Below are 23,520 nucleotides of genomic sequence, written 5' to 3'. Positions count from 1 at the left end.
GTGAAATCCACGGCTACAACGCCCAGCTTGGCTACCAGGTACTCGGGCCAGCGTAAAGGCGGTTGGCACGGCCGACGGCGGCGACGCCAGCAGGGCTCTCTAACTGCGTGGGCCTCGGCAACGGCTCTCAGCCCGCCATCAGCGTGGTGACCAACCGTGCCGCCACCTTGGCGGTGCGCTGGTCTATGTCGAACTCCGGGTTCAGCTCGGCCACGTCGGCGTGGAACAGCTTGCCGCTCGCGGCAACCTGGCGGCAGACGGCGGCAATGACCGCCAGCGGAACGCCGTACGCAGCCGGTGCGCTGACGCCCGGGGCGACCGAGGCGGGGAGCACGTCCAGATCGATGGTCAGGTACAGAACGTCCACCGTGGCCAGGAAGGATTCGACAAATTCCCGGGTGCGTTCCGCCGTGCAGTCCTCGTCCGGCAGGTATTTCACGTCCAGACGGTCCGCAGTGTGGAAGAGTGCCCGGGTATTGTTCGGTTCGCTGATGCCAACGACGGCGTAGTTGAGGCTGCGTCCGTTGGCGGCTTCGGCGTGGGCTATCTGCAGGAACGGCGTGCCGGAGCTCGGGACGGGCTCATCGCGCAGATCGAAGTGTGCGTCCAGGTTGAGTATGCCCAGCCGCGCGCCGCCGCGGACCCGTGCCGTGGCGGCGACTCCGAGATAGCTCGCGAAGGCGGTTTCGTGGCCACCACCCAGGACCAGGGTGAACGCGCCGGCATCCAGCAGGGCAGTCACCGCAGCGCCTGCGCGCTCCTGGCCGGCTTCCAGTGCGGAGCCGGCGACAACGACATCGCCGGCGTCGTGCACACGGCGGTCGGCATGGAATGCAAGGGAACCCAAAGCGGCGCGGATTTCCCCCGGAGCGGCCGCAGCGCCCACCCGCCCCTGATTGCGGTGCACCCCCTCCTCACTGCGAAAGCCCAGCAGCACCACCGGGCGTGCATCGTGCGACGGATGGGAAGCCGGCGTCGCACGGTTGATTCCGGACGGCTCGGTCTGCGCGCTTGGGGCGGGCGTGACGGACTGCCACCAGCGGCGGTGCTCAGCGCCGTCGCCGTCGTCGCGCCCGGTCCACGCCTGCGGGGGAGTATCAATGATCAAAGCAGGGAAATCCATCCTTCCACCTCACCTCATACCGGACCGTTAAGCCACCGCGCCGCGGCAACACCCGTCCGGAATCCCGGACCGCAGCCGGTCTGCCCCCATATTTTTGGAGTGATGACGCATCTGGCTGCCATGTTTGACAAAAACATGGCAGCAAATGCGATTTCGATGATAGGGGTCGCGGGTGCGGCGGGTGACGCGGGTGCGGCTGTGGTCAGCTCACGCCGAAGAGCTGCTCGACGGGTCCGATACCGAAGAAGAGCACAAACGCCGCCGCCACCGCCCACATCAGCGGATGGATGTCCTTCACCCGGCCCTGAACGGTGCGGATCAGCACGTAGGCGATGAACCCCGCACCCAGTCCGTTGGCGATCGAGTACGTGAACGGCATCAGAATGAATGTCAGGAAGGCGGGGATGGCGATGCCCCAGTCCGACCAGTCGATCTTGCCCACCTGGGAGACCATCATGAAGCCGACGACGACGAGGGCCGGTGCCACTGCCTCGAAGGGGACCAGCTTGATAAGCGGCGTGACGAACATGGCGACCAGGAACAGCAGCCCGGTCACGATGCTCGCCAAACCGGTGCGTGCACCCTCGCCGATACCGGCGCCGGACTCCACATAGATCTGGCTGGAGGACACCGACGAACCGCCGCCGGCGACGGCGCCGAACGCGTCGACCATCAGCACGCGGTCCAAATCCGGGATGGTGCCGTCCTTTTCGATGGTTCCGGCTTCCCCCGCCAGACCGACCACCGTTCCCATGGCGTCGAAGAAGATGCTGAGCAGGATGACGAACGCCAACAGAATGGCGGCGAGCGCACCCAAATGGGCGAAGGAACCGAAGAGATCGAATTTGCCGATCAGGCTCAGATCCGGGAGCGACCACGGGCTGAGCTGCGGAGCCACCAGCGACCAACCTGAAGGATTTGAGGTTTTCCCATCAAAGCTGGGACCGATGTGAAGTGTGAGTTCGAGGATGTTGGCCAGGATCGTGGCGGCGATGATGCCGATCAGGATGGCACCCTTGACCTTGCGCACGACCAGGGCGATGGTCAGGACCAGGCCGAAGATAAAGACGAGTGTGGGCCAGCCCAGGAGCTTCCCGTCAGCGCCAAGTCCGACGGGAACGGTGGTACCGGCAGCATCGGGAATACGCCGGACGAAGCCCGCATTCACCAGTCCGATCAGTGCGATGAACATCCCGATGCCAACCACGATCGCGATCTTCAAGCCTTCGGGAACTGCCTTGAAAACGGCCTTCCGAAAGCCGGTCACGACCAGAATAAACATGGTGATGCCAGAGAGCATCACCAGACCCATCATGTCCGGCCAGGTCAGACCGCGGTGCGTCGCGACCGTGATGGCAACGAACGCGTTGACGCCGAGGCCGGTTGCCAAAGCGAAGGGGTGCTTCGCCCACGCACCCATCAGGATCGTCAGAATACCTGCAACGAAGGCGGTCACCGCAGCGACCCGTTCCAGTCCGAGGGCATTGCCGGAGGAATCCGCCGCCGAAAGGATCAAGGGGTTCAGTACAACGATGTAGCTCATGGCGAAGAAGGTGGCGAAACCGCCGCGGATCTCCCGGGAAACATTGGATCCACGTTTGGTGATGTAAAAATAACGGTCAAGAGCGGAGCCTTGAGACGCCATGGAATGCCCTCCAGCACTAGGCAAAGAAACTATCTGACTCTTCACAATAGTGCGTTGTGCGGGTGCTCTCCGTGCGCGGATTCGTTCCGCTCGGGGAGCCGGTGAGGATCCGCACGGGTACCGGAGCTGGGGAACTTGGCTCCGGACAGGTACGTTGGCGTAGCGTGGGGGGAAATTCCCCGCTAACGGAGAGCTTCGTCATGACCAGAGTTACCCAACGGTCGATCATCGGGCCGGACACCTGCAAGACCTCCCAAAGACGGGCCGGTTCTGCGCGTTCCCATAGGCGCGGACGCTCTCGGCGCGGACTCGTCACTGCCGTACTGGCCACCGTCGTTCTCCTGCTCGGGCTGTTCGGTTCAGCGAGCGCGGCGTCCGCGCATGACGCGGTGGAATCCACGAGTCCGGGGGACGGTTCTACGGTATCTACTGTTCCGGCACGGATCACGATTACGCTGAACAACACACCCGGCGCGCTCGGTTCGGCCATCGAGGTGAAGGACGCCGCCGGGAATGACTGGGCTGAGGGCCCCGTCGATGTGCTCGACGGGAAGGTGACGCAGCAGCTTAAACCGGGGGCGCCGGCCGGAAAATTCACGGTTCTATGGCGGATAGTGTCGTCCGACAGCCACGCGATCGAAGGAACGTTATCGTTTACGGCAACCGCTGCCGAGGGAAATTCCGCTGCTGCCGCGGCTGGGACGCAGGTCCCCATCACGCCGGTAACGGACTCCGCGGCGCCGGCCGCCGCCCCCGCGGCGCCCTCGGCTGACGGGATTCCTTGGGCCGTGATCGGCATGATTGTGGTGCTGGTGGGTCTGGTGGCCGGACTGGCAATAACGGCGAAGCGGCGGCTGGATAAAGAGGACTAAGCAGGCCGGCCTGGCTTGTCCCCGAGCGGAGTTCGACCCGGTCTTCATGCCGGTCCGGGCAGCGGAGCGGTGCTGCTCCGGGCGGATATCGCCTGGCTGACCAGCTTTACCTGACGCAGGATTTCCCTGGTCGTGGGTGCGATCAGATCACCGGCGCCCACCCAGTACAGTCCGAGCGCGCGCATGGCAGTGAGAACGTCCCGGCCAATCTTGATGCCCAGCGACAGCAGGATCCGCCGGAGCTGGTTTTGTGCGCACCGTGTGAGCACAATGTTGTCCGCCAGGAGGAGACCGTCCGCGGTGTGAATCACCCATTTCCGCTGCTGGCCTGTCCCGGCCGCGGTCAGGCTGAGCTCAACGGCGCGGGTTGAGCTGCGCACATCCAGATGGTGCGTACTGGCGTAGTGGCGCAGCAGTCGCAGAATGTCGCTGCGCTCGCTCAGCGCACCGGGGTCCGTCGGCTCGGCGCGGCGTCCGGACACTCCCCCGTCGAGGAAATCGAGCCCGTCCACCACAATGGCATCGACGCCCTGCCTGCTCAGTTCGCTGGCGACGGCCAGCCCGGAGAAACCCGAGCCGATGACCACCGTTGTGGTGGATTCCGTGGCAGGTCCCCTGGGCGCACTCGTCATGGATCACTTCCTCCTCGAACTGTTTTGAGCACAGGGCCGACAGTTAAGCCGCTGCCAAGCTGCTTCTACGCAGCAGGACGAATTGCCGGTTGGAAATGCGGGCCGAACGCGGCCCACCCAGGCGTCACCAACGACGCCAAGAGGATCCGCATTTTCTCGAACACTACAGAACTTTTTAAACTCTGGAAAGAGTCCCCCGAACATTGTCTGGTCCTGAGAATTCCGCGGCCCCGGATGTGCCCGTCCCCCGAAATCGGCCAAATTTTCCTGGCAACGGAAACGCCTAAAGGGGCAGTCCATCAGGGCTGGTGAACGCAATACCTTGCGTGTTCGTTCCGGCAGTGCCGCCGTCGTCGGCTTCCGCCGTACTCAGCAAACTTGACGGCAACCCAGGAACCGGCAATAGTCGCACTTAGGTGACTTGGACAATGGGGCCAGGCTGTCATGCCAAATATTAGAGGCTATCGAGGGAGCAACGCCGTGGATGAGACGACGGGCAGCAACGAGGCCGATAACCACGCCGATCTGGTGACGGCGCCGACCGGAATTGTGGTCGGTCTTGACGGTTCGGAGCAGGGAAATTGCGCATTGATCTGGGCCGCACGTGAGGCGCAGCGCCGCCGTCGTCCGTTGCATTTGGTGACGGCCTATTCCGTTCCGATCTTCGCCGCTTCCGGGCTGGACGGCGGTTATGCCACAGTCGACGACGACGTTATCCGTCAGGGTGCCGAGGCCGTCCTCCAGCAGGCGGCGGCCAAAGTGGCCGACTACAACATTGAGCTGGACGCCCGCGTTGAAAACGGCGACGCGGCAGGTGTCCTGCGCGAAATGTCCGAGACGGCGGAGCTGCTGGTTTTCGGATCGCGCGGCAAAGGCGGCTTCGTAGGACGGTTGCTGGGCTCGGTCAGCAGCGCTTTGCCGGCGCATTCCAAGTGCCCCACGGTGACCGTCCCGCTCAGCTGTGCAGGGCGATTGGGGGAACCGGTAGAACAGGCTTCCGGTCGGCATGGCAAGTCCGACAGTATTAACATTAACGCCCGCAGCGCGGAGGTCCTCGATGTCGTGACGGTTGGGGTCGACGGCTCCGACCGGGCCCGTCTGGCCGTACTGCTGGCCGCCGAGCAGGCCCGGCGCGCAGACCGGACGTTGCGCGTGGTCTGCGCGATTCCGCCTTTCAATGGCTCGCTGTCCTGGGTTCCCGCGCCCCTGGACCGGGACGCGGTTTTCCGTGATATCAACGAACAGTTGGCGGCGGGCAAACGCTGGCTGGCGAGCCATTTCCCCGGACTCTTGATTGAAACCGAGCTCGTGGAGGGGCCACCGGTAGAGGTATTGATCCGCGAGACTAAGTCATCCGAACTGGTGGTGCTCGGCACCCGGGGGCGCGGCGGCTTTGCCGGCATGCTGCTGGGCTCGACGACGGATGGTGTGCTGCATCACGCGAAGGGCCCGGTCATGGTGGTGCGGGACAAAGGAGGCGATCCGCGCCTCGCGGACCGCGCCGAGTTCGGCCCCGTCTTCAAGGGCTGATACTTCCGGGCGCGACGATATCCTGGCATACCACGACCGACCCACCACCGAGTCATAACAGCCAGCCGGCGAACGCGGTGTCGAAGGGGCAGATGTCCCGCACCTGACGGGGCCGTTTGAGCTGTCTGGTCAGTAGCTGGCCGCTCAGTACCGGCCGGCGTAGGGGTAAAGGGACATGCCGGACATCCAGGACAGATTCGTGACGGTGATGCCATCCTGTTCGTTCAGTGCCTGAACCACTTGGTTATTGCCGATGTAGATGGCGATATGGGAGAAGCGGCCGTTGGACCCCTGATTGAAGACCAGGAGATCGCCCGGGCGCATCTGCGAGAGCGGCACCTTGACCGGAGCATTGAGGAACTGGTCGGATCCCTCCCTGGCGACCCTTACGCCTACCGACGCGAAGGCCTGCTGCACTAGGCCGGAGCAGTCGAAGCCCACGGGGCCGTTTCCGCCCCAGACATAGGGGCCGCCGACTTTCGACATGGCGTAGTTGATCATTCCCTGGGTACCGACGCCACTGGGCGGCGCAGGGGCGGGCGCGGGTGCCGGCGCGGGTGCCGGTGCCGGTGCCGGTGCGGGCGCCGGAGCGGGCTGTGCGACGACGAGCGGCGCCGGATTGGCGGGAGACGGCGCCGGGTTGTTGACGGCGGGGACCGGGTTGGCTGCCGCGGCGCTACTGGAGCCCTGATTGCTGCCGTTCGGCGCTGCTACGGCTGACGGCGCAACCGGGGCCGGCTGGTTCGCGGAGGCCGCGACTATGGTCGCCAGTCGGGCGTCGTCCTTTTGCTTCTCCAGGGCAGTGATTCTGGCATCTTCCAAGGCCACTGTGGTGTTGTGCAGCGAGGCCAGCTGCTCCATCAGAGTCGTGCGCTGCTGTGCGTTGTCGGCGACGACGGTTTTCTGCACGGCAGCGGCCGACTGCGCAGCGGTTTTGGCGTCCTCTGCCGCTTTGGTGGCGTCGTCGGCAGCCTTGCGTGCGGCGTCGGCCTGGTCCTTGAGTGATGTGGCGGTGGACGCGGCGGAATCCGCCTTCTGGAACGTCTTGCTCCGGGAATCACCCAAGGCCATCAGGGTGGATGCCTGATAGAGAGAATCTGCCGAGGCCGCTCCGCTCAGCATGGACTGCACGCTCGGCGTCATGCCACCGTTTTTGTAGAGGTCTCCGGCCAGCTGGCCAACCTCAGTCTTAGCCTTGCTCGAAGCCTTAATGGCGGCATCCGCCCGGGCTTGGGCGGATACCGCCGCGGCCTGCCGGTCCTGGGAGATCAGCATGGCGCTTGTGTAGCCGTCATTGGCGCCCATGGCTGCCGTGACCGTGTCCTGAAGATTCTTAGTGGCGCCGTCCAGCAGCGACTCGATCCTGACCACTTCCGCCTTGGTGGCATCCTCGCTGGTCTTAGCCGCGGCGATATCGTCCGCGGAAGGGACCTGCGGGCTGGCGGGCAGCGATGCCGAATAGGGGGCCGCGGGCTGCGCGGCCTGTGCGGGGGAGAGGAACGATCCGACCAGCAGCACGGAGGTGGCGGCAAGTGCCGTGCCGCGGACCATGACACGCATTTTCGCGTTGCCGGCATCCAGGGCGGACGGCGTTCGAGTGTTCCAGGTGCATCGCGGGGCCAAACTCATTCATAACCTCACTACGGCTCGGCGCATGAATGCACAGGTCTGTAGACGCTTACAGACGGGCGATCTTCCGATCGGGAGGTGTTTCCCTGGCTGCTCCGCAGGCTTACGCTTCGACAGAAGCGGGCTAAGGGCGGAGACCACAGGAGGTAACCGGGCTGCATTCACACAGCAATCCCGAGATTACGTTGATCTGCATCACTTTGGCAACACAGAGCACATAACCAACATAACAACAGAAGTGTTTTTTGCCCACATTTGCGTAGGCGTGTCGCCGCTCCGGGCCGCCGGTCCCGGGCCGGGGCGCGCGGGCCCGACGTCTGACCACCCGCAGATCCGGGGGCTTAGGGAACGCAAACCTGGCGCCGGGTCAGACCCGGCGTCAATGTCCCGCACATCGCCCGATCAGGCCCAGCCGAGTTCATGCAGCCGGGCGTCGTCGATGCCGAAATGATGGGCTATTTCATGAATCACGGTCACAGTGATCTCGTCGATGACTTCTTCCCGTGAATGGCAGATGTCCAGAATCGGCTGGCGGTAAATGGCGATCCGGTCCGGCAGCGACCCCGCGTCCCACCAGGCATCCCGTTCGGTCAGTGGCGTTCCCTCGTAAAGACCCAGCAGCACCATGTACGGATCCTCATCCGGGCCCGGGGTGTAGCGTTCCTCGACGAAGATGGCAACGTTCGTTATGGCCCGTGCCAGCTCGGCAGGGATCCGTGCCACGGCGTCCGCGGCGGCATCCTCAAATTCGGTCAGCGAGAGTTCAAGACGGCCGAATGACGGCATGGACGCTAAGGGGTTGCCCGACATGGCACCACAGTACCCCCGGTACTGCCGTCGTTTTGTGTATTACCCGGCTAGGCCCTATAGTTTTCTAAGTCCACTTCGGGGCAATTGCAGGCGACTGCGGGAGCTTTGAACGTGTCCTATGCCCCCATCGTCTAGCGGCCTAGGACACCGCCCTTTCACGGCGGCGGCACGGGTTCGAATCCCGTTGGGGGTACTAGAGAGCGGCAGGATCGGTCCGAAAAGACTGATACGATGTAACTCTTGTTTCACGTGAAAGCGTGGAATTGCAAGGCCCTGTAGCGCAGTTGGTTAGCGCGCCGCCCTGTCACGGCGGAGGTCGCGGGTTCGAGTCCCGTCAGGGTCGCTTTGGTTTTTTGAGCAGGTTCAAGAAACCAGGTGACGTATGCAGTATTACTTCACCAAGGCTCTGTAGCTCAGTTGGTAGAGCGTTCGACTGAAAATCGAAAGGTCACCGGATCGACGCCGGTCGGAGCCACGTATCGATAAGCTCGAGCAGCGCCTTGAAATAGGGCGCTGAATGACCCGTAGTTCCCGTTGGCCGGGAGCTGCGGGTTTTTTGCTTAAGCCTCCGGTTTAGCGCCGACGACGGCGGAGCCAGGCATGCGGATTCCCTGCCGATTCCCTGCGGCCCGCGGCGCGGCAGGGATTCCGGCGTTGCCTGCTTCCGTGTCCGTGCATAGGGTTACGGTAGGAGCAAGAGAAAGGGCGGCCGTGATGGACGCGCAGAATGTGGACGGGCAAAACGACTTTCCCGGATCCGCGGCGGGGGCGCCCCCGGTCAGTCGGCCACAGGGAACCGGCCGCACCACTATTTCGGAAACAGCTGTCGCCAAGGTGGCTGCCATAGCGGCACGATCCGTGCACGGCGTCCATGCCCTTGGCTCCGGGGCTGCGCGCTCGCTGGGGGCCATCCGGGACGTCGTCGGAGTCTCGGATCTTACCCAGGGTGTGCGCGCGGAGGTGGGGGAAACCCAGGTTGCCGTGGACGTCAATCTGATCGCTGAATACGGGATGCCTCTCCAACTGGTGGCAGACGGTGTCCGGGCCGCGGTCTACGCCGCGGTGGAGGGTTTAGTCGGGCTCACCGTGATTGAGGTCAACGTGGAAATCAACGATGTCCACATTTCCGGCGCCGAATCGGACAGGGCAGCCCCGCGGCGCAGCGAGCGTGCGGGCGTGCACGCCAGCCACCCGTTCGTTCCGGCCCTCGGTCATCGGAGTCCGGGCGAGGACACGGCCCGCACCGGAATCGAGGGGCAACCGTGAACCCGACCGTTTTAGGCATCGGAATCGGCGCCTTTTTGGCGTTCATGGCATTTGCCTTCGGTTTCTGGGCGTTTTTGACCGCCGTGATCTTTATGGCGGCCGGGGCAATTCTGGGCCGTGCAACGGAAGGCAAGCTGGATCTGCGCGGCGTCCTGGATGCCATCACGGGACGGCGTTCCTCGTCGTGACGGGGATGGTCCGGCAGGAGGAAGCCCGGCCACTGGCAGGCCACAACCGGATCAGCACGCAGGCGTTGACCAGCGTGGCCAAGGGGGCCGCCGCGGAGGCCTTCGGCGTGCTGCCTCCGGATGTCCGCGTCAGCTGGGCCGACGACGGCGGGTTGTTGGCGCTGTCCCTCGCCCTTCCCATCAGCATTCCGCCGCTGACCGCCGTCCTGCGCGACCCCGGTCGCGTCGAGGCCCAAGGCGGCGCCGTCTGGGACCGGACGGCGCGGGCGAAGCGCGCAATCCTTGACCGGGTGTCCGGGCTGACCGGCTCCGCACTGAGCCGTGTGAACATCAGGATTACCGGGGTCCGTGCGACGGCGGGAGGACGCGTCCGATGAGTAAATCGATAGCGCGCGCGGTGCGGCGTGAAATGCACTCTTCCCGCGCGATCCTGTCCGGGGTGGCCGCCGTGACCGTGACCATTATTGCCGTGTACTGCCTGTTGGAATCTGCCCTCCGCGCCCTCGACCAGCCACCCTGGCTGGCGGATCCGCTGACAGCTGTGCAGCGCCTCGCCGACCTTCCAGCGGGGATGCCGACGCCACTGCTGGGGGTACTGGGGGCCGTGGCCGCATTGATTGGTCTGATTTTTTTCCTCAATGCCGTATTGCCCGGGAAGCGGGCCAGGCACGTGATCGCCGATGACCGGATAGCCGTGGTCGCGGACGATGAGGTCATCGCATCGGCGCTGGCACGGAGCGCCCGCCTGGCCGCGGGCGTGACGCAGGAACAGGTGCTGGTGGTCATTTCCCGGCGGACCGTGCTGGTCAATGTCCGGCCCACCTCCGGTATCCCGATAGATGAGACGTCGGTGCTGACCGCGGTGCAGCAGGAAGTGGAATCCATGGCCCTCGAACCGCAGCCGGAAGTACGGATCAACCTGGCGGCGACGGGGGTGATCGGAGTATGAACGGGACTCCACGGGTGCTCAACCGGGTGCTGCTGGCGCTCCTCGGACTGCTTTTCTTGGGCTCGGGGGCGCTGCTGATCGCACTGGCCACCGTGCCCGCCGTCGGCCGCTGGTGGCAGGACAGGGCCAAACCGGCCACGGCTGAATTCGCTGGGCTGGCCGCCCGAACCATCCTTCCGGGGCGCAGCAACAGTTGGATCTGGATAGTGGTATCACTGGCCTTGGTCCTGCTGATCATCGCCATGGTGGCCTGGGTCGCTAATCAAGGCAAGGGTCGAACCGATATTCTGGCTGACGAATACGGCGACGAGGACGACGACGGCGCTGCCGGCCGAGTGGTGATCAGCGGCGCCGTCGCCGAACAGGCGCTCAAGTCCGCACTGTCCGAACGGACCGATCTGCTCGCAGCGACCGTGGCCACATATGCGCTGCGGGGACAGCCCGCGCTGCGGGTTCGCGTCCTCCCGCGGCAGGGCGTTTCCCCGCACAAGTTGGCCGCCGAAGTCTCGGCGCTGGTGCAGGCACTGGATGTGGTGACGGGCCTACGGACGCCGGTGCTGCTCAGCATCGGATCGGGCGCCCGGACCAGATTCACCAAGGCCGAGCGCGTCGGTTAGTCTGATGGACAAGACCGCGTCCGGCGCCGCCGGGCACGGAACAAGAAGGTCAATAGCAGGGAGCGCCAGATGAGCGACAACAAGGAAGAAAGTCCGGTGGAACCGGCCAAGGACGACGCCGCTGATGCGGCCGCGCACGCCAAGGAATTTTTCGGCGAGGCCGCCGGAAACATCAAGGATTTGGCCGGGGATGTCACGGAGAAGACCAGGGAGTTCTTCTCTGGCGACGTGGCCGGAAACGCAAAGATTTTTGCTGGCGAGGCCGCCGGAAATCTCAAGGATCTCCGGTCCAGAATCGCGGGGTTCCTGAAGGGCAAGAAGTAGCAACACCGCACCGGGTCCCGAACCACTGCGCTGGCAGGCCAAGGCGATACCGCAGCAAAGGAACGTGGCCCGCCCCGGGGGCTGCGTCCTTGCGTGCTGCTCAGGTCTGTTGCACCAGCCATGCTGAGCTGTTGGCGGCAAGTGATCCGCGGTCGGCGGCTGTCGGAGTGCTGGCAAGTTCGACGGCGTAACCGTCGGGCAGCGCGATCGGCGCGCCGCCGAAGTTGGCCAGCACCAGCAGCGCCCCGTTACGGTAGGCAAGGATACCGTCGCCCGGCTTGTTCAGCGGGCTCCAGATCAGCAGGCCATGACCGGTGTTCAATCGGGCGCGCAGGGCCAAGGCGGTCCGGTAGAACGTGAGGGTGGAATCCGGATCACTCTCCTCCCGGTCCACCGCGTAGTCCGCGAAGGAAGCCGGTTGCGGAAGCCAGGGTTGCTGCGCCGGGACGGGGTGGCCGCCGTCCACACCTGCGCTGGTTCCGAAACCGAACCCCGGGGCTGCCGACTGCCAGGGAAGCGGGGCCCGGCAGCCGTCACGCCCCCGTTCCACCCCGCCGGTACGGAAAAACGTCGGGTCTTGGCGGTGCTGGGCTTCGAGCGTTGTGTGCTCGGGCAGCCCCAGTTCTTCACCCTGATAAAGATACGCCGACCCCGGGAGGCCCAGCATGATCAGGGTCGCCGCGCGGCCCCGCTGTAGGCCGATTTCCTCGTCCGGCTGTTCGTCGTCGGCGCCGATCCCCTTGGGGAAGGTGGTGGGATCGCCGAGCCCGAACCGGGACGGATGGCGGACGGTGTCGTGGTTGGAGAGCACCCACGTGGCCGGTGCGCCGACGCCGGCGGCGGCGTCGAGCGACTCGTCGATGGCCTTGGCCATCCGCCGGGCATCCCAGCCAGCCAGCAGGAAGTCGAAATTGAAGGCCTGCTGCATCTCGTCCGCACGGACATACCTGGCCAGCCGCGCGGGCGGCTCAACCCAGGCTTCGGCAACCATCATGCGGTCGCCGTCGTACTCCTTTAATACCAGGTTCCAGTCCCGGTAAATTTCGTGCACACCGTCCTGATCAAGAAATGGCGACGACGGATCCATCGCCGGTTTGGGCCGATGGGCCGGCACGCCGGCCGGGGGCTCGATGACCGTGTTCAGTGCCTCCGGGCTGGCGGTGTGCGGGGCTTGGGGCGACGCCTCGCTGCCTTCCACCATGGCGGCCTGCCCAGACCAGTCCGGCAGCCCCTTCTCCTTGACCAGCCCGTGCGCCACGTCGACGCGGAATCCGTCGACGCCGCGGTCGAGCCAAAAGCGCAGCACGGACCGCATTTCCTCACGTACCTCGGGGTTGTCCCAGTTCAGGTCCGGCTGTTTCGTATCAAACAGGTGCAAATACCACTGGCCAGGGGCACCGTTTTCCGCCACCTGGGTCCAGGCGTTGCCGCCGAAGATCGACTGCCAGTTGTTGGGCGGCATTTTGCCGTTAGCGCCCTTGCCAGGACGGAACAGGTACCGGTCGCGCGCGGCGGAGCCCTCCGGTGAGGTTAACGCCTGCTGGAACCACACATGCTCATCGGAGGTGTGGTTCGGCACCAGATCCACGATCACCCTGATGCCGAGCCCGTGCGCCTGGGCCAACATGGCGTCAAAATCCGTGAGGTGGCCAAAGCGCGGATCCACAGTGCGGTAGTCCGCGACGTCATATCCGGCATCGGCCTGCGGGGAAAGGTAGAACGGGGAGAGCCAAATCGCGTCGATGCCCAGGGCCGAGAGGTACGGCAACCGGGAGCTGATCCCGGGGAGATCCCCCATGCCGTCGCCGTTGCCGTCCGCGAAGGACCGCGGATAAATTTGGTATATGACCGCGCTTGTCCACCATGGCAGCGAGGTGTCCCCGGCGGATTCGACGGGTCCTCGCGCCGCTGAATTCATTTTTGGCCCTCCCAAGGCAAAAGTCACGATTTGATGTAAGCGCTTGCACAATCCTCAGACAGCTTACTAGAGTGACTTGCATCACTCAATCACACGCTCCGGGCTTTGCTCCGGTGTCGTGCATATCAACTCGTATTTTGTTGAAGAGGAGAGCGCAGGATGAGAAATTCAAAAAGACTTGCACCCCTGGCGGCATTGAGCGTGCTGGCGTTGGCGCTGGCGGCCTGCGGCGGTGGCGGAGGTACATCAACGGCACCCGGAGGCGGTGATGCGGCGAACAACCTGACGGACCGGGGCCCGATCACCTATGTCCAGGGCAAAGACAACAACAATGTCTGGCGCCCCCTGATTGATAAGTGGAATGCGGCACATGCAAACGAGCAGGTCACGTTCAAGGAGCAGACCACGAGTGCTGATCAACAGCACGATGATCTGGTTCAGAATTTCCAGGCCAAGAACGTTAACTATGACGTGGCCAGCGTCGATGTCATCTGGACGGCGGAGTTCGCCGCCAAGGGCTGGCTGCAGCCCCTGAAGGACCAGATGGCCATCGACACCTCGAAGATGTTGCCGGCCACGGTCAAGAGCGCCACCTACCAGGACACATTGTATGCGGCCCCTCAGGCCAGCGATGGCGGCATGCTGTACTACCGCAAGGACCTTGTTCCCAATCCGCCCAAGACCTGGGACGAGATGATGAGCATGTGTTCCGTCGCCAAGGCGAACAACATCGGCTGCTACGCCGGGCAGTTTGCCAAGTATGAAGGGTTGACCGTCAATGCGGCCGAGGCGATCAATTCCGCCGGCGGCACCATTCTCGGCAAGGACGGTAAGCCCAGCCTGGGCACCCCGGAGGCAAAGGCAGGCCTGCAGAACCTGGTGACCGCCTACAAAGACGGGAACATCCCCAAAGAAGCCATCACGTTCAAGGAAGAAGACAGCAGGACTGCCTTCGAATCCGGACAGCTGCTGTTCCTGCGAAACTGGCCGTACATCTACAGCCTGCTCAAGACAGATGGCGCATCCGCCGTCAAGGACACCTTCGCCATCGCGCCGCTTCCAGGCAAAGACGGCCCTGGCGCGTCTTCGCTGGGTGGACACAACATGGCCGTCAGCGTGTACTCCAAGCACAAGGCTACCGCCCTGGACTTCGTCAAGTACGTCACGTCGGCGGAGCAGCAGACCTTTTTCGCCACCCAGGCAACGCTTGCGCCGGTGCTGACCTCGCTGTATGACGACCCGGCACTGATTGCCAAGCTGCCGTATCTGCCGGTTTTGAAGACGTCGATCGAGAATGCGGTTCCGCGTCCAGTGACCCCGTTCTACCCGGCTGTCACTAAGGCTATCCAGGACAACGCCTATGCCGCTATCAAGGGGGACAAGTCTGTGGACCAGGCCCTGACGGATATGGGCGGCGCCATTTCGTCCGCTGCCCAATAGCGGACAATGCCGGCTGGTACGGCACCAGAAACGGTGCCGTACCGACCGGACCCTAATTAACGAGCCGTGGCATTGCGCCCGGGCTGAAAGGAGGGGACATGTCTACCGATGCAACGGAGCTTCCGGTTGAAACGGCAGCGAGCCCCAAACAGCGACGTCCACTGCCGAGGGGGGAGAGCGCAGACCGAAAGGCGACCACCCAGGGCCGCTGGGCCGCAACCCTCATTGTGCCTGCCATGGTGGTGCTGGCCGTCGTGATCGTTTATCCGGTAATCAATGCCATCATCATGTCATTTCAGCACGACTCCGGACTGGATCCGGCCACCGGCTTTTACGTGGCCGGCGGCTTTGCTGGCGTGGCAAATTACGTTCACTGGCTGGCGCAGCAGTGCAACACCTCCGGCGGCGGCACGGTGGGGTGTGCGCCCGGGACCCTTGGATCCCAGTTCTGGAGCGCCACCGGAACCACCTTCTTCTTCGCGGTGGTCACCGTGGTGCTGGAAACGGTCCTGGGCTTCTGGATGGCGGTCATCATGGCCCGCGTCTTCCGGGGCCGCAGTGCGCTGCGTGCCGCCGTCCTGGTTCCATGGGCCATACCCACCGCGGTCACGGCCAAACTCTGGGTCTTTATCTTCGCCTTCGAAGGTATTGCCAACAAAATTTTCGGAACGTCCATCCTGTGGACCGGAAGCAACGGCCCGGCACGGTTCGCCATCATCATTGCCGATGTCTGGAAGACGACGCCGTTCATGGCCCTGCTGATCCTGGCCGGCCTGCAGATCATCCCGGCGGAGGTCTATGAGGCAGCCAAGGTCGACGGCGCCAGTGCCTGGCAGCGTTTCACTCAAATCACTCTGCCGCTGGTCAAGCCCGCCCTGATGGTCGCCGTGTTGTTCCGTGCACTGGATGCCCTGCGCATGTACGACCTTCCGGCCATCATGACCGGTGGGGCCAATGGCACTACCACGCTCTCCGTTCTCGTGGTGAACCAGATCAGGCAAGGCTTCAATAGCGCGGCCGCCCTCTCCACGATCACCTTCATCATCATCTTCATAGTGGCATTCATCTTCGTGCGGTTCCTCGGTGCCAACGCCGTCGCCTCCTCCACGCCGTCCGAAAAGGGGAAGACGAAATGAGCAGCGCAACCATGAAACCCGCGGTCCTCACGACGGCACCCAAAACCGCCGCCCGTAACCGCGCTCGCTGGGCAAGCAGCCGGACCTACATCAGCGCCGTGCTGATCTTCATCTGGTGCCTGCTGCCCTTCTATTGGATGGTGGTGACAGCCTTTCGGGATGTCGGCTACACGTTCGATACGACGCCATGGATCACCCATTTCACCTGGGACAACTTCGTCACGGCGTTCTCCACGAGCCTTGGAAATCATTTCGGCCAGGCACTCCTCAACAGCCTGTTCATCGGTCTCGTCGTGACCGTGATTGGCCTGCTCTTCGGGGTCTTCGCTGCCTACGCCTTGGCTCGGCTGAACTTCCGGTTCAAGTTTCTGGTACTCGGCTTCATCCTCGGGGCGTCGATGTTCCCCGGTGTCGCGATCGTGACTCCGTTGTTCCAGCTGTTCACCAACATCGGCTGGATCGGCAGCTACCAGGCGTTGATCATTCCGAACATCTCCTTCGTCCTGCCCCTGACGGTCTACACATTGACGTCCTTCTTCCGGGAGATGCCTTGGGAGCTGGAGGAATCGGCCCGGATCGACGGCTGCACGCAGGGTCAGGCCTTCCGCAAGGTCATCATGCCGCTGGCAGCACCGGCCGTCTTCACCACGGCAATCCTGGCATTCATTTCATCGTGGAACGAATTCCTGATCGCCAGTCAGATGTCCAACGACCAGACCCAGACGGTCACCGTTGCCATTGCCTCGTTTGCCGGCAGCCAGCCGCACCAGGAGCCCTACACGGCGATCATGGCGGCGGGAACCATCGTGGTTATCCCACTGGTCATTATGGTGCTGATCTTCCAGCGTAAGATCGTGGCCGGTTTGACGGCGGGGGCGGTGAAATAGTGGCGTTCCGTCCCTCGCCGGAGGCCAAAAGGGAGCGCTCGGCCGAGGACTTTGACATGATCCTCGGTTTCCTCGGATTCTGGGGACTTGTGCTGCTGGCTATCACGGTGTGGATGGAATTCACGGGCCAGCCGGCCCTAGGCTGGGCCACGGGTCTGCTGGCGGTTGTACTGGCGTTTTGGGGGTTGCTCCGGCTCCGGCGCCGGCTGCCTGATCGGCGCGCAAGACGCCATATCTAGGGTGGCGGACCGGGGTTGCCGGTGACCCGACCCCCGGTCCGCCTGAACCAACGATATTGAACCGGAATTCGGGGCTGCGAACTGCGAGCTGCGATGGGAGGACAGCATGCCTGCAAGCATTGATGACGTTGCCGCGGCCGCGCAGGTATCGACGGCCACGGTCTCCCGCGCCATCCGGGGCCTGCCCAGAGTCAGCCCCGCCACCCGGGCCAGGATTTTGGCCGTCGCCGAAGACCTGGGCTATGTTGCCTCCCCGTCGGCCAGCACCCTTGCCACGGGGCGGACCCGAACCATCGGTGTGCTGGCCCCGTTTGCAGACCGCTGGTATTTCGGACGCTCCATCGAGGGCGTGGAACGGGAACTCAGGGAACATTCATACAATCTCCTGCTGTTCAGTCTCGGTGGCTATGCCAGGAACCGGGAAGGGCTGTTCAACCACAACCTGGTCCGCAAACAGATTGATGCACTGGTGGTGCTGTGCCTGTCGCTCTCCGCGGACGAGCTGGCACACCTGCACCGCACCGAGATTCCGCTCGTGGCCGTCGGCGGCCCCGTCGCAGGCTGCAGCAGCGTGCGGATCGACGACGGGATGGCAGCGGAAGCAGCGACGCAGCATCTCCTCGATCTGGGTCATCGGGACATCGGCCACCTGCACGGAGGGTCCGAGGACGAAATGAACTTCACCGTCCCCAGGCTGAGGACAGATGGATTCGAAGCCGCGCTCCGCAAGTCCGGCGTGCAGCCGCGGCCGGAGTGGGATGTGGAGGGGGACTACACGGTTCTCAATGGTGTGCGTGCGGCGGCCAGGCTTTTTGACGGCCCCTCACCGATGCCCACGGCCGTCTTCTGCGCCTCGGATGAAATGGCGCTGGGGCTGATGTTTGAGGCTCACCGGCGCGGGCTGCGGGTCCCCGAGGACTTGTCCATCGTCGGCATCGATGACCACGAATTTTCTGAGGCCGCCGGGCTGACCACCATCCGGCAGGACCCGACGGAACACGGAGCAATGGCGGCGCAGATGCTCATGGCCGAGCTGGCGGGAATGCCAGGGGCTATCCGCGACCGCGTGGTCCCGCACCGGCTGATCGTTAGGAGTACGACGGCGGCACCACGGCGCTGAGCGCTCCCGGGACGGCGTGGCCCGGGCCGTGCGGAGCCGCCCAAGCCGGCCCGGGCCGTGCCGGGTACCTGGGGTCGGTGCCGGATCAGCCGTCGTCAGGAGGCGCGGGCGCGCTGACGGATCGGAATCCAACGCGTCGCCAGTCTGCGGTAGGCCGCGGCCGCGCCGGTCAGGTCACCCTCGGCCAGGCATTCCAGCCCAAGCCGGACGTCCATCGGTGAATCATCCGGATAGACCCGGTCCGCCACAGGGCCGTAGTCCAGCTCCAGCACCGATTCCGCATGGAAATCGTTGAGCCAATGATTAACCGAGTCCAGCTCATCGTACAGATCCAGCTCCGCCGCGGTTTCCTCCAGCATGGCGATGCAGGCCTCGGCGCGCTTGATCCCGATGCTCAGGGGGACCTGGATCCTCACGGTCAGAATGTGTCCGCCGGATTCAACGACCTCGGTGCGGTCGGCCTCGGTCACCAGAACGAACCAGCTGAACGGAATGCCCCAGGTGGAAATCCTGGTGAAATGCGGGCCTTGGTGCCCCGGGGATTCTTCGGTCCGGCGCTGGTGCGGTTCCAAAAACCGCTCCGGTACCAGCAGGTTGGCCAGCTGAGCTGTGTGCCCGCGGTGAAACTCGGAGACCGCCTCGGAGGAGCGGATCACCATCTGGCCGGGGGAGTAGAGCAGCGGTCCGTCCTCCACCAGCTGCAGGGTGCGGATCCTGTCCGCGGCTGCGGTGGGCAGCGGATCACCGTTCCCCCGAGTGACGCGGCCCAGAGAATCCGCGAGTTCCTGTACATCCACGGACGACCGGCTCTGGTCCGGCAGCAGATGTTCCTCGATGTAGCGCTGCTCCAAGGTGGTGAACGACTTCATCGGGGAAAATATCCGCAGGCTGGACACGAAGGGGAGGGACGTCCCGCCTAGGTAAAGCCCGCTGCGCATGGGTTATCCCAGCTCGACAATGACCGGGGCATGGTCCGAGGCACCCTTGCCCTTGCGTTCCTCCCTGTCAATCGCCGCGCCGGTGACGCGGGCGGCCAACGCGGGGGAGGCGAGCACAAAGTCAATCCGCATACCCTGCTTCTTGGGGAAGCGCAGCTGGGTGTAGTCCCAGTAGGTGTAGACCCCGGGGCCGGGATTAAAAGGACGCACGACGTCGGCAAAGCCAGCCATTTCGAAGGCATGGAAAGCGGCGCGTTCCAAAGGACTGACATGGGTAAGGCCTTCGCGCTGAAAATAGTCGATGTCCCACACATCATCATCGTGCGGGGCGATGTTCCAGTCCCCCATCAGGGCGATCCGGGCCGCAGGGTCCGCGGTCAGAGAGGAGACGGCATGGTCCTTGAGGGCATTGAGCCACGACAGTTTGTAGGGCATATGCGGATCCGTAAGGCTGCGGCCGTTGGGTACATACACGCTCCAGACCCGGACCCCGTTGCAGGTCGCCGCGATGGCGCGGGCCTCCTGGATCGGGTCTTTGTCCTCCTTGCCGAAGGCCGGCTGCGCCGCGAACGTCCGCTCAACGTCGTCAAGCCCTACCCGTGAGGCGATGGCCACGCCGTTCCACTGGCTGAACCCGAAGTGCGCGATCTCGTAGCCACTGTTTTCGAACATGTCCCAGGGAAAATTCTCGTCCTTGCATTTGGTTTCCTGAATTGCCAGGACGTCTACATCCGTACGGCGCAGCCAATCCTCCACGCGGTCCGCACGGGCGCGCAGCGAGTTGACGTTCCAGGTGGCAATTTTCATAGGCTTGGCAGAGTTCACAACATCCAACCTACCCAACTCATCACTTCCACCACGTGTCCAGCAGGGAAACCGGGACGGTCCGCTTGTGTCTGGTGGCCAGATAGCGTTTCTCGATCGCCTCCGCAGCGGCTGGGTCGACGTCTTTGCCCTCTAGGTAATCGTCGATCAGGTCGTAGCTGAGCCCCAGCTCGTCCTCATCGGTGCGCCCCGGAACCCCATCGAGCAGATCCGCCGTCGGCACCTTCCGGTACAGCCGTACGGGAGCACCCAACTCGCGCAACAGCAACCGATTCTGCCGCTTGTTCAAGCCGGACAAGGGCAGCACATCCGCACCGCCGTCGCCGAACTTCGTGAAAAAACCGGTAACGGACTCGGCCGCATGGTCTGTACCGATCACCAGCAGGTTGTGCGCGCCTGCCAGCGCATACTGCGCCACCATTCTGGCCCGGGCCTTAATGTTGCCCTTGTTGAAGTCGCCGATAGTTTCCCCGGTGGTGTTGATGTACTCGTCCTGAAACCCATGGACCGCTGCCGCCACGTTGTAGGTCCAGGTCGCCTTGGGCCGGATAAAAGCCAATGCGGCCTGGGCATCGGCCTCATCCGCCTGCACGCCATAGGGAAGGCGGACCGGAATGAAACGGGCCTCGGTCCCCGCGGCCTCCAGCTCCTCCGCTGCCAATTGGGCCAAACGCCCGGCCAGCGTGGAGTCCAACCCGCCGCTGATGCCCAGCACAAAGCCGTTGGTGTGCGTTGCGCGCAGATATTCCTTGAGGAAGTCCACCCGCCGGCGGGTCTCGGCGGCGGGGTCAATTCCCGGGCTGACGCCCATTTCGTCAATAATTCTCGCCTGAAGTTCGCGCATGGATGCAAGCCTACTGCGCCTTATAAGATGGAATCCATGACCGCTCCCCTGGATCCCGCCGCTGCCCGCTCCCGCCTGCTTGAACTTGTCAAGGAACTGGCCGTGGTCCACGGTAGGGTGATTCTCTCCAGCGGCGCCGAGGCGGATTACTACATTGACCTGCGCCGTATCACCCTGCACCATGAAGCGTCCCGGTTGGTGGGGCAGGTCATACTGACTCTGCTGGACGATGCGGGGATCAGTGGGATAGCCTCCGTCGGCGGACTGACGATGGGGGCTGACCCGGTGGCGACCGCCGTGATGCACGCGGCCGCGGAGGTGGGCCGGCCGATAGATGCTTTCGTGGTCCGGAAGGCGCAGAAGTCCTACGGCATGGGCCGCCAAGTCGAAGGCCCCGAGGTCAGTGGACGCCGGGTGGTGGCGCTGGAGGACACCTCGACGACGGGAGGCTCCGCACTGACCGCGGTGGACGCGCTGCGGCGCGCCGGGGCGGAGGTGGCGGCGGTGGCCGTCATCGTCGACCGTGACACGGGCGCCAAGGAACGCATCGAATCCGAGGCCGGTGTCCCGTACCTCTTTGCCTTCAGTAAGACCGATCTGGGTCTCTGACTAGGCCGCGCCCGATTTCCGCAGGTCACTAGTGACGCCATTCCCCCAAAATGACAAGGGTCACCGCCGTCATTCGAGGGAAGCGCCGTCATTTTGCGCAGAACCCGTCGCGGAAGCCGCTAAATATGTGGAATCAGATCCGCCACCGAATTCAGGATCTCGTCCGGCCGGAACGGGTAGGCGTTCACATCGTCCGGCCCGGTGATCCCCGTCAGCACCAGGACGGTATGCAGCCCCGCCTCCATACCCGCGATGATGTCCGTGTCCATCCGGTCACCGATCATCGCAGTCGCCTCCGAGTGGGCTTCAATGCGGTTCATAGCCGAGCGGAACATCATCGGATTCGGCTTGCCGACAATGTATGGTTCCCTGTTGGTGGCTTTGCTGATCAGTGCCGCGATGGCACCAGTGGCGGGAAGCGGGCCTTCCTTGGAGGGGCCGGTGGCGTCCGGATTGGTCGCAATGAACCTGGCGCCGTCCCCGATCAGCCGGATGGCCTTGGTGATCGCTTCGAAGGAGTAGGTGCGCGTTTCGCCGAGCACCACGTAATCCGGGTTCTGGTCCGTGAGAATGAATCCCGCCTCGTGCAAGGCGGTGGTCAGCCCGGCCTCGCCGATGACGAAGGCCTTCCCATGCGGCATCTGCGCCTTGAGGAACTGGGCGGTGGCCAGCGCCGAGGTCCAGAGGTTTTCCTCGGGTATCTCAAGCCCGGAAGCCCTGAGCCGGGCGGAAAGATCCCGCGGGGTGTAAATGGAGTTGTTGGTCAGGACCAAAAATCGTTTTGACGTATCCACCCAGCGCTGCAGCAGTTCGACGGCGCCGGGCACGGCCTGGTTTTCATGGACCAGAACGCCGTCCATATCCGTCAGCCAGCACTCGATATCCTGTGTCCTGCGCGGTTCGAGGTTTCCCACTTCAGCGCCTCCCGTGTTGATTGATCGCTGTTTTCGCTGATCCCAGTATGGTCTGATTCCAAATCGGCCGGATCCCAGTTTGGCCTGATCCCAGTCGCGGGGACACAAAGGCCCGGGGATAAGTCTTCCAGATTTGGCTTCCCGCCGGGTGAGGTCTTCCTCACATCCGCGCCGCCGGTACTCTTGATGAGTGCATACCGTGTCCGAACCCCAGTCCGACCACGCCGGCACGGCCGGCGTGGACCCGCAACAGCATGCAGTGGGCGTGGGTCCATGGAAGGGCGCCATGCCGACGGGGGACCACTGGGACCCCGAGCTGCTGGCCAACGGTGACACGCGCAACGTGGTTGACGAGTACCGCTATTGGAATCATGCGGCCATTGTGGCCGACCTTGATGCCAAGCGGCATAACTTCCATGTCGCCATCGAGAACTGGCAGCACGATCTCAATATCGGCTCAGTCGTGCGGTGCGCCAATGCGTTTCTGGCCAAGGAAGTGCACATCATCGGCCGACGGCGGTGGAACCGGCGCGGGGCGATGGTGACGGACCGCTATCAGCATGTGCGCCACCATCCGTCCGTTGCGGGCTTCGTGCTGTGGGCCAGGTCGGAGGGGCTGGCCGTGATCGGCATCGACAACTTCCCCGATTCGGTTCCGCTGGAAACCTATGACCTGCCCCGGGACTGCGTCCTGGTCCTCGGTCAGGAAGGCCCGGGGCTGACCGACGAGGTCCATGCCATGGCCGAGGCAACGCTGTCCATCGCGCAGTTCGGCTCAACCCGGTCCATCAATGCCTCCGCCGCCGCCGCTATCGCCATGCATGCCTGGGTCCGACGGCACATTTTTGCCCAGCAGGTGTAGCCGGCGGCGCACTGGCTTCGGGAGGTATCCCCTGGATGCACATCGGGAATCGGCTGGCTGGCTGAAAAAACAGGATAATCTTGCGGCGGTGGTCTGTACGGAGCCACCGGGCGGGTTTAGGCTCTCGGTTGTGTGGGCGCAAAGGGTGCCCGCTTAGTCGGAGGCTCCTCATGAGAAGCTCGACACACCTCAACTCGACACAC

At 63.9% G+C, this 23,520-nt stretch carries 26 protein-coding genes and 3 tRNA genes; 18 read left to right on the top strand and 11 right to left on the bottom strand.

The genetic code is table 11. From position 1 onward, the window contains the following. Positions 1-127 precede the first annotated feature (127 nt). Positions 128-1,123, bottom strand: a complete 996-nt coding sequence (gene hutG / locus QMG52_RS02115; protein WP_283558775.1) for a formimidoylglutamase — start codon at positions 1,121-1,123, stop codon at positions 128-130. Between the two features lie 202 nt (positions 1,124-1,325). After that, positions 1,326-2,768, bottom strand: coding sequence for an NCS2 family permease (locus tag QMG52_RS02110; protein WP_283558774.1), 1,443 nt, complete (start codon positions 2,766-2,768; stop codon positions 1,326-1,328). 200 nt (positions 2,769-2,968) lie between these two features. On the opposite strand from QMG52_RS02110, the gene QMG52_RS02105 reads away from it, so the two are divergent. Continuing rightward, a complete protein-coding gene (locus tag QMG52_RS02105) occupies positions 2,969-3,640 on the top strand; it encodes a copper resistance CopC family protein (protein WP_283558773.1) in 672 nt (223 codons plus the stop codon). A gap of 44 nt (positions 3,641-3,684) precedes the next feature. On the opposite strand, the gene QMG52_RS02100 is transcribed toward QMG52_RS02105, so the two are convergent. Both QMG52_RS02100 and QMG52_RS22090 read right to left on the bottom strand, forming a co-directional pair. Then, positions 3,685-4,272, bottom strand: a complete 588-nt coding sequence (locus QMG52_RS02100) for an FAD-dependent oxidoreductase (RefSeq protein ID WP_283558772.1) — start codon at positions 4,270-4,272, stop codon at positions 3,685-3,687. A 3-nt stretch (positions 4,273-4,275) separates the two neighbouring features. After that, on the bottom strand, positions 4,276-4,572 hold the full coding sequence (locus tag QMG52_RS22090; protein WP_502920433.1) for a D-arabinono-1,4-lactone oxidase: 297 nt from the start codon (positions 4,570-4,572) through the stop codon (positions 4,276-4,278). Positions 4,573-4,752: 180 nt separating this feature from the next. Between QMG52_RS22090 and QMG52_RS02095 the strand changes: the two genes are divergently transcribed. Further along, on the top strand, positions 4,753-5,802 hold the full coding sequence (locus QMG52_RS02095) for a universal stress protein (RefSeq protein ID WP_502920428.1): 1,050 nt from the start codon (positions 4,753-4,755) through the stop codon (positions 5,800-5,802). 144 nt (positions 5,803-5,946) lie between these two features. Here the strand turns inward: QMG52_RS02095 and QMG52_RS02090 are convergent, their stop codons facing one another. Beyond that, positions 5,947-7,431 carry a C40 family peptidase gene (locus tag QMG52_RS02090; protein WP_283558771.1) on the bottom strand — a complete coding sequence of 495 codons (1,485 nt, stop codon included), beginning with the start codon at positions 7,429-7,431 and terminating at the stop codon, positions 5,947-5,949. Positions 7,432-7,833: 402 nt separating this feature from the next. Next, positions 7,834-8,241 carry a metallopeptidase family protein gene (locus tag QMG52_RS02085; protein ID WP_283558770.1) on the bottom strand — a complete coding sequence of 136 codons (408 nt, stop codon included), beginning with the start codon at positions 8,239-8,241 and terminating at the stop codon, positions 7,834-7,836. A 120-nt stretch (positions 8,242-8,361) separates the two neighbouring features. On the opposite strand from QMG52_RS02085, the gene QMG52_RS02080 reads away from it, so the two are divergent. The 9 genes from QMG52_RS02080 to QMG52_RS02040 all read left to right on the top strand — a co-directional run bounded on the left by QMG52_RS02080 (position 8,362) and on the right by QMG52_RS02040 (position 11,585). After that, positions 8,362-8,434 (top strand) — tRNA-Glu (locus tag QMG52_RS02080). A 76-nt stretch (positions 8,435-8,510) separates the two neighbouring features. Next, positions 8,511-8,584, top strand: a tRNA-Asp gene (locus QMG52_RS02075). A gap of 59 nt (positions 8,585-8,643) precedes the next feature. Then, a tRNA-Phe gene (locus QMG52_RS02070) sits at positions 8,644-8,716 on the top strand. A gap of 239 nt (positions 8,717-8,955) precedes the next feature. Then, positions 8,956-9,507 carry an Asp23/Gls24 family envelope stress response protein gene (locus tag QMG52_RS02065; protein ID WP_283558769.1) on the top strand — a complete coding sequence of 184 codons (552 nt, stop codon included), beginning with the start codon at positions 8,956-8,958 and terminating at the stop codon, positions 9,505-9,507. Further along, positions 9,504-9,695, top strand: coding sequence for a hypothetical protein (locus QMG52_RS02060; protein WP_283558768.1), 192 nt, complete (start codon positions 9,504-9,506; stop codon positions 9,693-9,695). The genes QMG52_RS02065 and QMG52_RS02060 overlap by 4 nt, the downstream gene beginning before the upstream one ends. A 5-nt stretch (positions 9,696-9,700) precedes the next feature. Beyond that, the gene (locus QMG52_RS02055) at positions 9,701-10,072 is read left to right on the top strand and encodes a hypothetical protein (RefSeq protein WP_283558864.1); all 372 of its coding nucleotides are present in this window, start codon (positions 9,701-9,703) and stop codon (positions 10,070-10,072) included. Next, positions 10,069-10,644 carry a DUF6286 domain-containing protein gene (locus tag QMG52_RS02050; protein ID WP_283558767.1) on the top strand — a complete coding sequence of 192 codons (576 nt, stop codon included), beginning with the start codon at positions 10,069-10,071 and terminating at the stop codon, positions 10,642-10,644. The genes QMG52_RS02055 and QMG52_RS02050 overlap by 4 nt, the downstream gene beginning before the upstream one ends. After that, positions 10,641-11,261, top strand: a complete 621-nt coding sequence (locus QMG52_RS02045) for a hypothetical protein (RefSeq protein ID WP_283558766.1) — start codon at positions 10,641-10,643, stop codon at positions 11,259-11,261. The genes QMG52_RS02050 and QMG52_RS02045 overlap by 4 nt, the downstream gene beginning before the upstream one ends. Positions 11,262-11,330: 69 nt before the next feature. Then, positions 11,331-11,585: a hypothetical protein gene (locus QMG52_RS02040; protein WP_283558765.1), complete on the top strand. Its 255-nt coding sequence runs from the start codon at positions 11,331-11,333 to the stop codon at positions 11,583-11,585. 100 nt (positions 11,586-11,685) lie between these two features. Here QMG52_RS02040 and QMG52_RS02035 read toward each other — a convergent pair whose 3' ends face one another. Further along, a complete protein-coding gene (locus QMG52_RS02035; protein ID WP_283558764.1) occupies positions 11,686-13,503 on the bottom strand; it encodes a glycoside hydrolase family 13 protein in 1,818 nt (605 codons plus the stop codon). 159 nt (positions 13,504-13,662) lie between these two features. On the opposite strand from QMG52_RS02035, the gene QMG52_RS02030 reads away from it, so the two are divergent. From QMG52_RS02030 to QMG52_RS02010, 5 genes are all read left to right on the top strand, one after another. Then, positions 13,663-14,943, top strand: coding sequence for an ABC transporter substrate-binding protein (locus QMG52_RS02030; protein ID WP_283558763.1), 1,281 nt, complete (start codon positions 13,663-13,665; stop codon positions 14,941-14,943). 98 nt (positions 14,944-15,041) lie between these two features. After that, entirely contained in the window at positions 15,042-16,079 is a 1,038-nt protein-coding gene (locus tag QMG52_RS02025) for a carbohydrate ABC transporter permease (RefSeq protein ID WP_283558762.1), read from the top strand. Beyond that, a complete protein-coding gene (locus tag QMG52_RS02020) occupies positions 16,076-16,966 on the top strand; it encodes a carbohydrate ABC transporter permease (RefSeq protein WP_283558761.1) in 891 nt (296 codons plus the stop codon). Before QMG52_RS02025 ends, QMG52_RS02020 begins: the two co-directional genes overlap by 4 nt. A gap of 56 nt (positions 16,967-17,022) precedes the next feature. Further along, entirely contained in the window at positions 17,023-17,205 is a 183-nt protein-coding gene (locus QMG52_RS02015; RefSeq protein WP_283558760.1) for a hypothetical protein, read from the top strand. A gap of 106 nt (positions 17,206-17,311) precedes the next feature. Then, positions 17,312-18,325: a LacI family DNA-binding transcriptional regulator gene (locus QMG52_RS02010; protein WP_283558759.1), complete on the top strand. Its 1,014-nt coding sequence runs from the start codon at positions 17,312-17,314 to the stop codon at positions 18,323-18,325. 95 nt (positions 18,326-18,420) lie between these two features. Here the strand turns inward: QMG52_RS02010 and QMG52_RS02005 are convergent, their stop codons facing one another. Genes QMG52_RS02005 through nadE form a run of 3 tightly spaced genes read right to left on the bottom strand, consistent with a single transcriptional unit; the run spans position 18,421 to position 20,932 of the window. Next, positions 18,421-19,263, bottom strand: a complete 843-nt coding sequence (locus QMG52_RS02005) for a DUF8083 family protein (RefSeq protein ID WP_283558758.1) — start codon at positions 19,261-19,263, stop codon at positions 18,421-18,423. A 3-nt stretch (positions 19,264-19,266) separates the two neighbouring features. Then, positions 19,267-20,070, bottom strand: coding sequence for an exodeoxyribonuclease III (locus QMG52_RS02000; RefSeq protein WP_283558863.1), 804 nt, complete (start codon positions 20,068-20,070; stop codon positions 19,267-19,269). 40 nt (positions 20,071-20,110) lie between these two features. Beyond that, positions 20,111-20,932 carry an NAD(+) synthase gene (gene nadE, locus QMG52_RS01995; RefSeq protein ID WP_283558757.1) on the bottom strand — a complete coding sequence of 274 codons (822 nt, stop codon included), beginning with the start codon at positions 20,930-20,932 and terminating at the stop codon, positions 20,111-20,113. Positions 20,933-20,968: 36 nt separating this feature from the next. Between nadE and pyrE the strand changes: the two genes are divergently transcribed. Then, positions 20,969-21,541 (top strand): orotate phosphoribosyltransferase, encoded by a 573-nt coding sequence (pyrE, locus tag QMG52_RS01990; RefSeq protein ID WP_283558756.1) that lies wholly within the window; start codon positions 20,969-20,971, stop codon positions 21,539-21,541. 119 nt (positions 21,542-21,660) lie between these two features. Here pyrE and QMG52_RS01985 read toward each other — a convergent pair whose 3' ends face one another. Next, a complete protein-coding gene (locus QMG52_RS01985; protein ID WP_283558862.1) occupies positions 21,661-22,401 on the bottom strand; it encodes an HAD-IIA family hydrolase in 741 nt (246 codons plus the stop codon). A 340-nt stretch (positions 22,402-22,741) separates the two neighbouring features. On the opposite strand from QMG52_RS01985, the gene QMG52_RS01980 reads away from it, so the two are divergent. Continuing rightward, the gene (locus QMG52_RS01980) at positions 22,742-23,317 is read left to right on the top strand and encodes a TrmH family RNA methyltransferase (RefSeq protein WP_283558861.1); all 576 of its coding nucleotides are present in this window, start codon (positions 22,742-22,744) and stop codon (positions 23,315-23,317) included. The last annotated feature ends 203 nt before the right edge of the window (positions 23,318-23,520 follow it).

The sequence above is a fragment of the Paenarthrobacter sp. PH39-S1 genome, from assembly GCF_030063245.1.
Classification (GTDB): Bacteria; Actinomycetota; Actinomycetes; order Actinomycetales; family Micrococcaceae; genus Arthrobacter_M.
This window is presented reverse-complemented; position numbering and strand designations above follow the sequence as displayed.

Bases quoted from the DNA above. Each gene is read 5' to 3' on its own strand.
- QMG52_RS02025 (WP_283558762.1), top strand. From the start codon at position 15,042: ATGTCTACCGATGCAACGGAGCTTCCGGTTGAAACGGCAGCGAGCCCC.
- QMG52_RS02085 (WP_283558770.1), bottom strand. From the start codon at position 8,241: ATGTCGGGCAACCCCTTAGCGTCCATGCCGTCATTCGGCCGTCTTGAA.
- QMG52_RS01980 (WP_283558861.1), top strand. From the start codon at position 22,742: ATGCCGACGGGGGACCACTGGGACCCCGAGCTGCTGGCCAACGGTGAC.
- QMG52_RS02055 (WP_283558864.1), top strand. From the start codon at position 9,701: ATGGTCCGGCAGGAGGAAGCCCGGCCACTGGCAGGCCACAACCGGATC.
- QMG52_RS02000 (WP_283558863.1), bottom strand. From the start codon at position 20,070: ATGAAAATTGCCACCTGGAACGTCAACTCGCTGCGCGCCCGTGCGGAC.
- nadE (WP_283558757.1), bottom strand. From the start codon at position 20,932: ATGCGCGAACTTCAGGCGAGAATTATTGACGAAATGGGCGTCAGCCCG.
- QMG52_RS01985 (WP_283558862.1), bottom strand. From the start codon at position 22,401: ATGGACGGCGTTCTGGTCCATGAAAACCAGGCCGTGCCCGGCGCCGTC.
- QMG52_RS02110 (WP_283558774.1), bottom strand. From the start codon at position 2,768: ATGGCGTCTCAAGGCTCCGCTCTTGACCGTTATTTTTACATCACCAAA.
- pyrE (WP_283558756.1), top strand. From the start codon at position 20,969: ATGACCGCTCCCCTGGATCCCGCCGCTGCCCGCTCCCGCCTGCTTGAA.
- QMG52_RS02045 (WP_283558766.1), top strand. From the start codon at position 10,641: ATGAACGGGACTCCACGGGTGCTCAACCGGGTGCTGCTGGCGCTCCTC.
- QMG52_RS22090 (WP_502920433.1), bottom strand. From the start codon at position 4,572: ATGGACTGCCCCTTTAGGCGTTTCCGTTGCCAGGAAAATTTGGCCGAT.
- QMG52_RS02065 (WP_283558769.1), top strand. From the start codon at position 8,956: ATGGACGCGCAGAATGTGGACGGGCAAAACGACTTTCCCGGATCCGCG.
- QMG52_RS02040 (WP_283558765.1), top strand. From the start codon at position 11,331: ATGAGCGACAACAAGGAAGAAAGTCCGGTGGAACCGGCCAAGGACGAC.
- QMG52_RS02090 (WP_283558771.1), bottom strand. From the start codon at position 7,431: ATGAGTTTGGCCCCGCGATGCACCTGGAACACTCGAACGCCGTCCGCC.
- QMG52_RS02030 (WP_283558763.1), top strand. From the start codon at position 13,663: ATGAGAAATTCAAAAAGACTTGCACCCCTGGCGGCATTGAGCGTGCTG.
- QMG52_RS02010 (WP_283558759.1), top strand. From the start codon at position 17,312: ATGCCTGCAAGCATTGATGACGTTGCCGCGGCCGCGCAGGTATCGACG.
- QMG52_RS02100 (WP_283558772.1), bottom strand. From the start codon at position 4,272: ATGACGAGTGCGCCCAGGGGACCTGCCACGGAATCCACCACAACGGTG.
- QMG52_RS02015 (WP_283558760.1), top strand. From the start codon at position 17,023: ATGATCCTCGGTTTCCTCGGATTCTGGGGACTTGTGCTGCTGGCTATC.
- QMG52_RS02020 (WP_283558761.1), top strand. From the start codon at position 16,076: ATGAGCAGCGCAACCATGAAACCCGCGGTCCTCACGACGGCACCCAAA.
- QMG52_RS02005 (WP_283558758.1), bottom strand. From the start codon at position 19,263: ATGCGCAGCGGGCTTTACCTAGGCGGGACGTCCCTCCCCTTCGTGTCC.
- QMG52_RS02105 (WP_283558773.1), top strand. From the start codon at position 2,969: ATGACCAGAGTTACCCAACGGTCGATCATCGGGCCGGACACCTGCAAG.
- QMG52_RS02050 (WP_283558767.1), top strand. From the start codon at position 10,069: ATGAGTAAATCGATAGCGCGCGCGGTGCGGCGTGAAATGCACTCTTCC.
- hutG (WP_283558775.1), bottom strand. From the start codon at position 1,123: ATGGATTTCCCTGCTTTGATCATTGATACTCCCCCGCAGGCGTGGACC.
- QMG52_RS02035 (WP_283558764.1), bottom strand. From the start codon at position 13,503: ATGAATTCAGCGGCGCGAGGACCCGTCGAATCCGCCGGGGACACCTCG.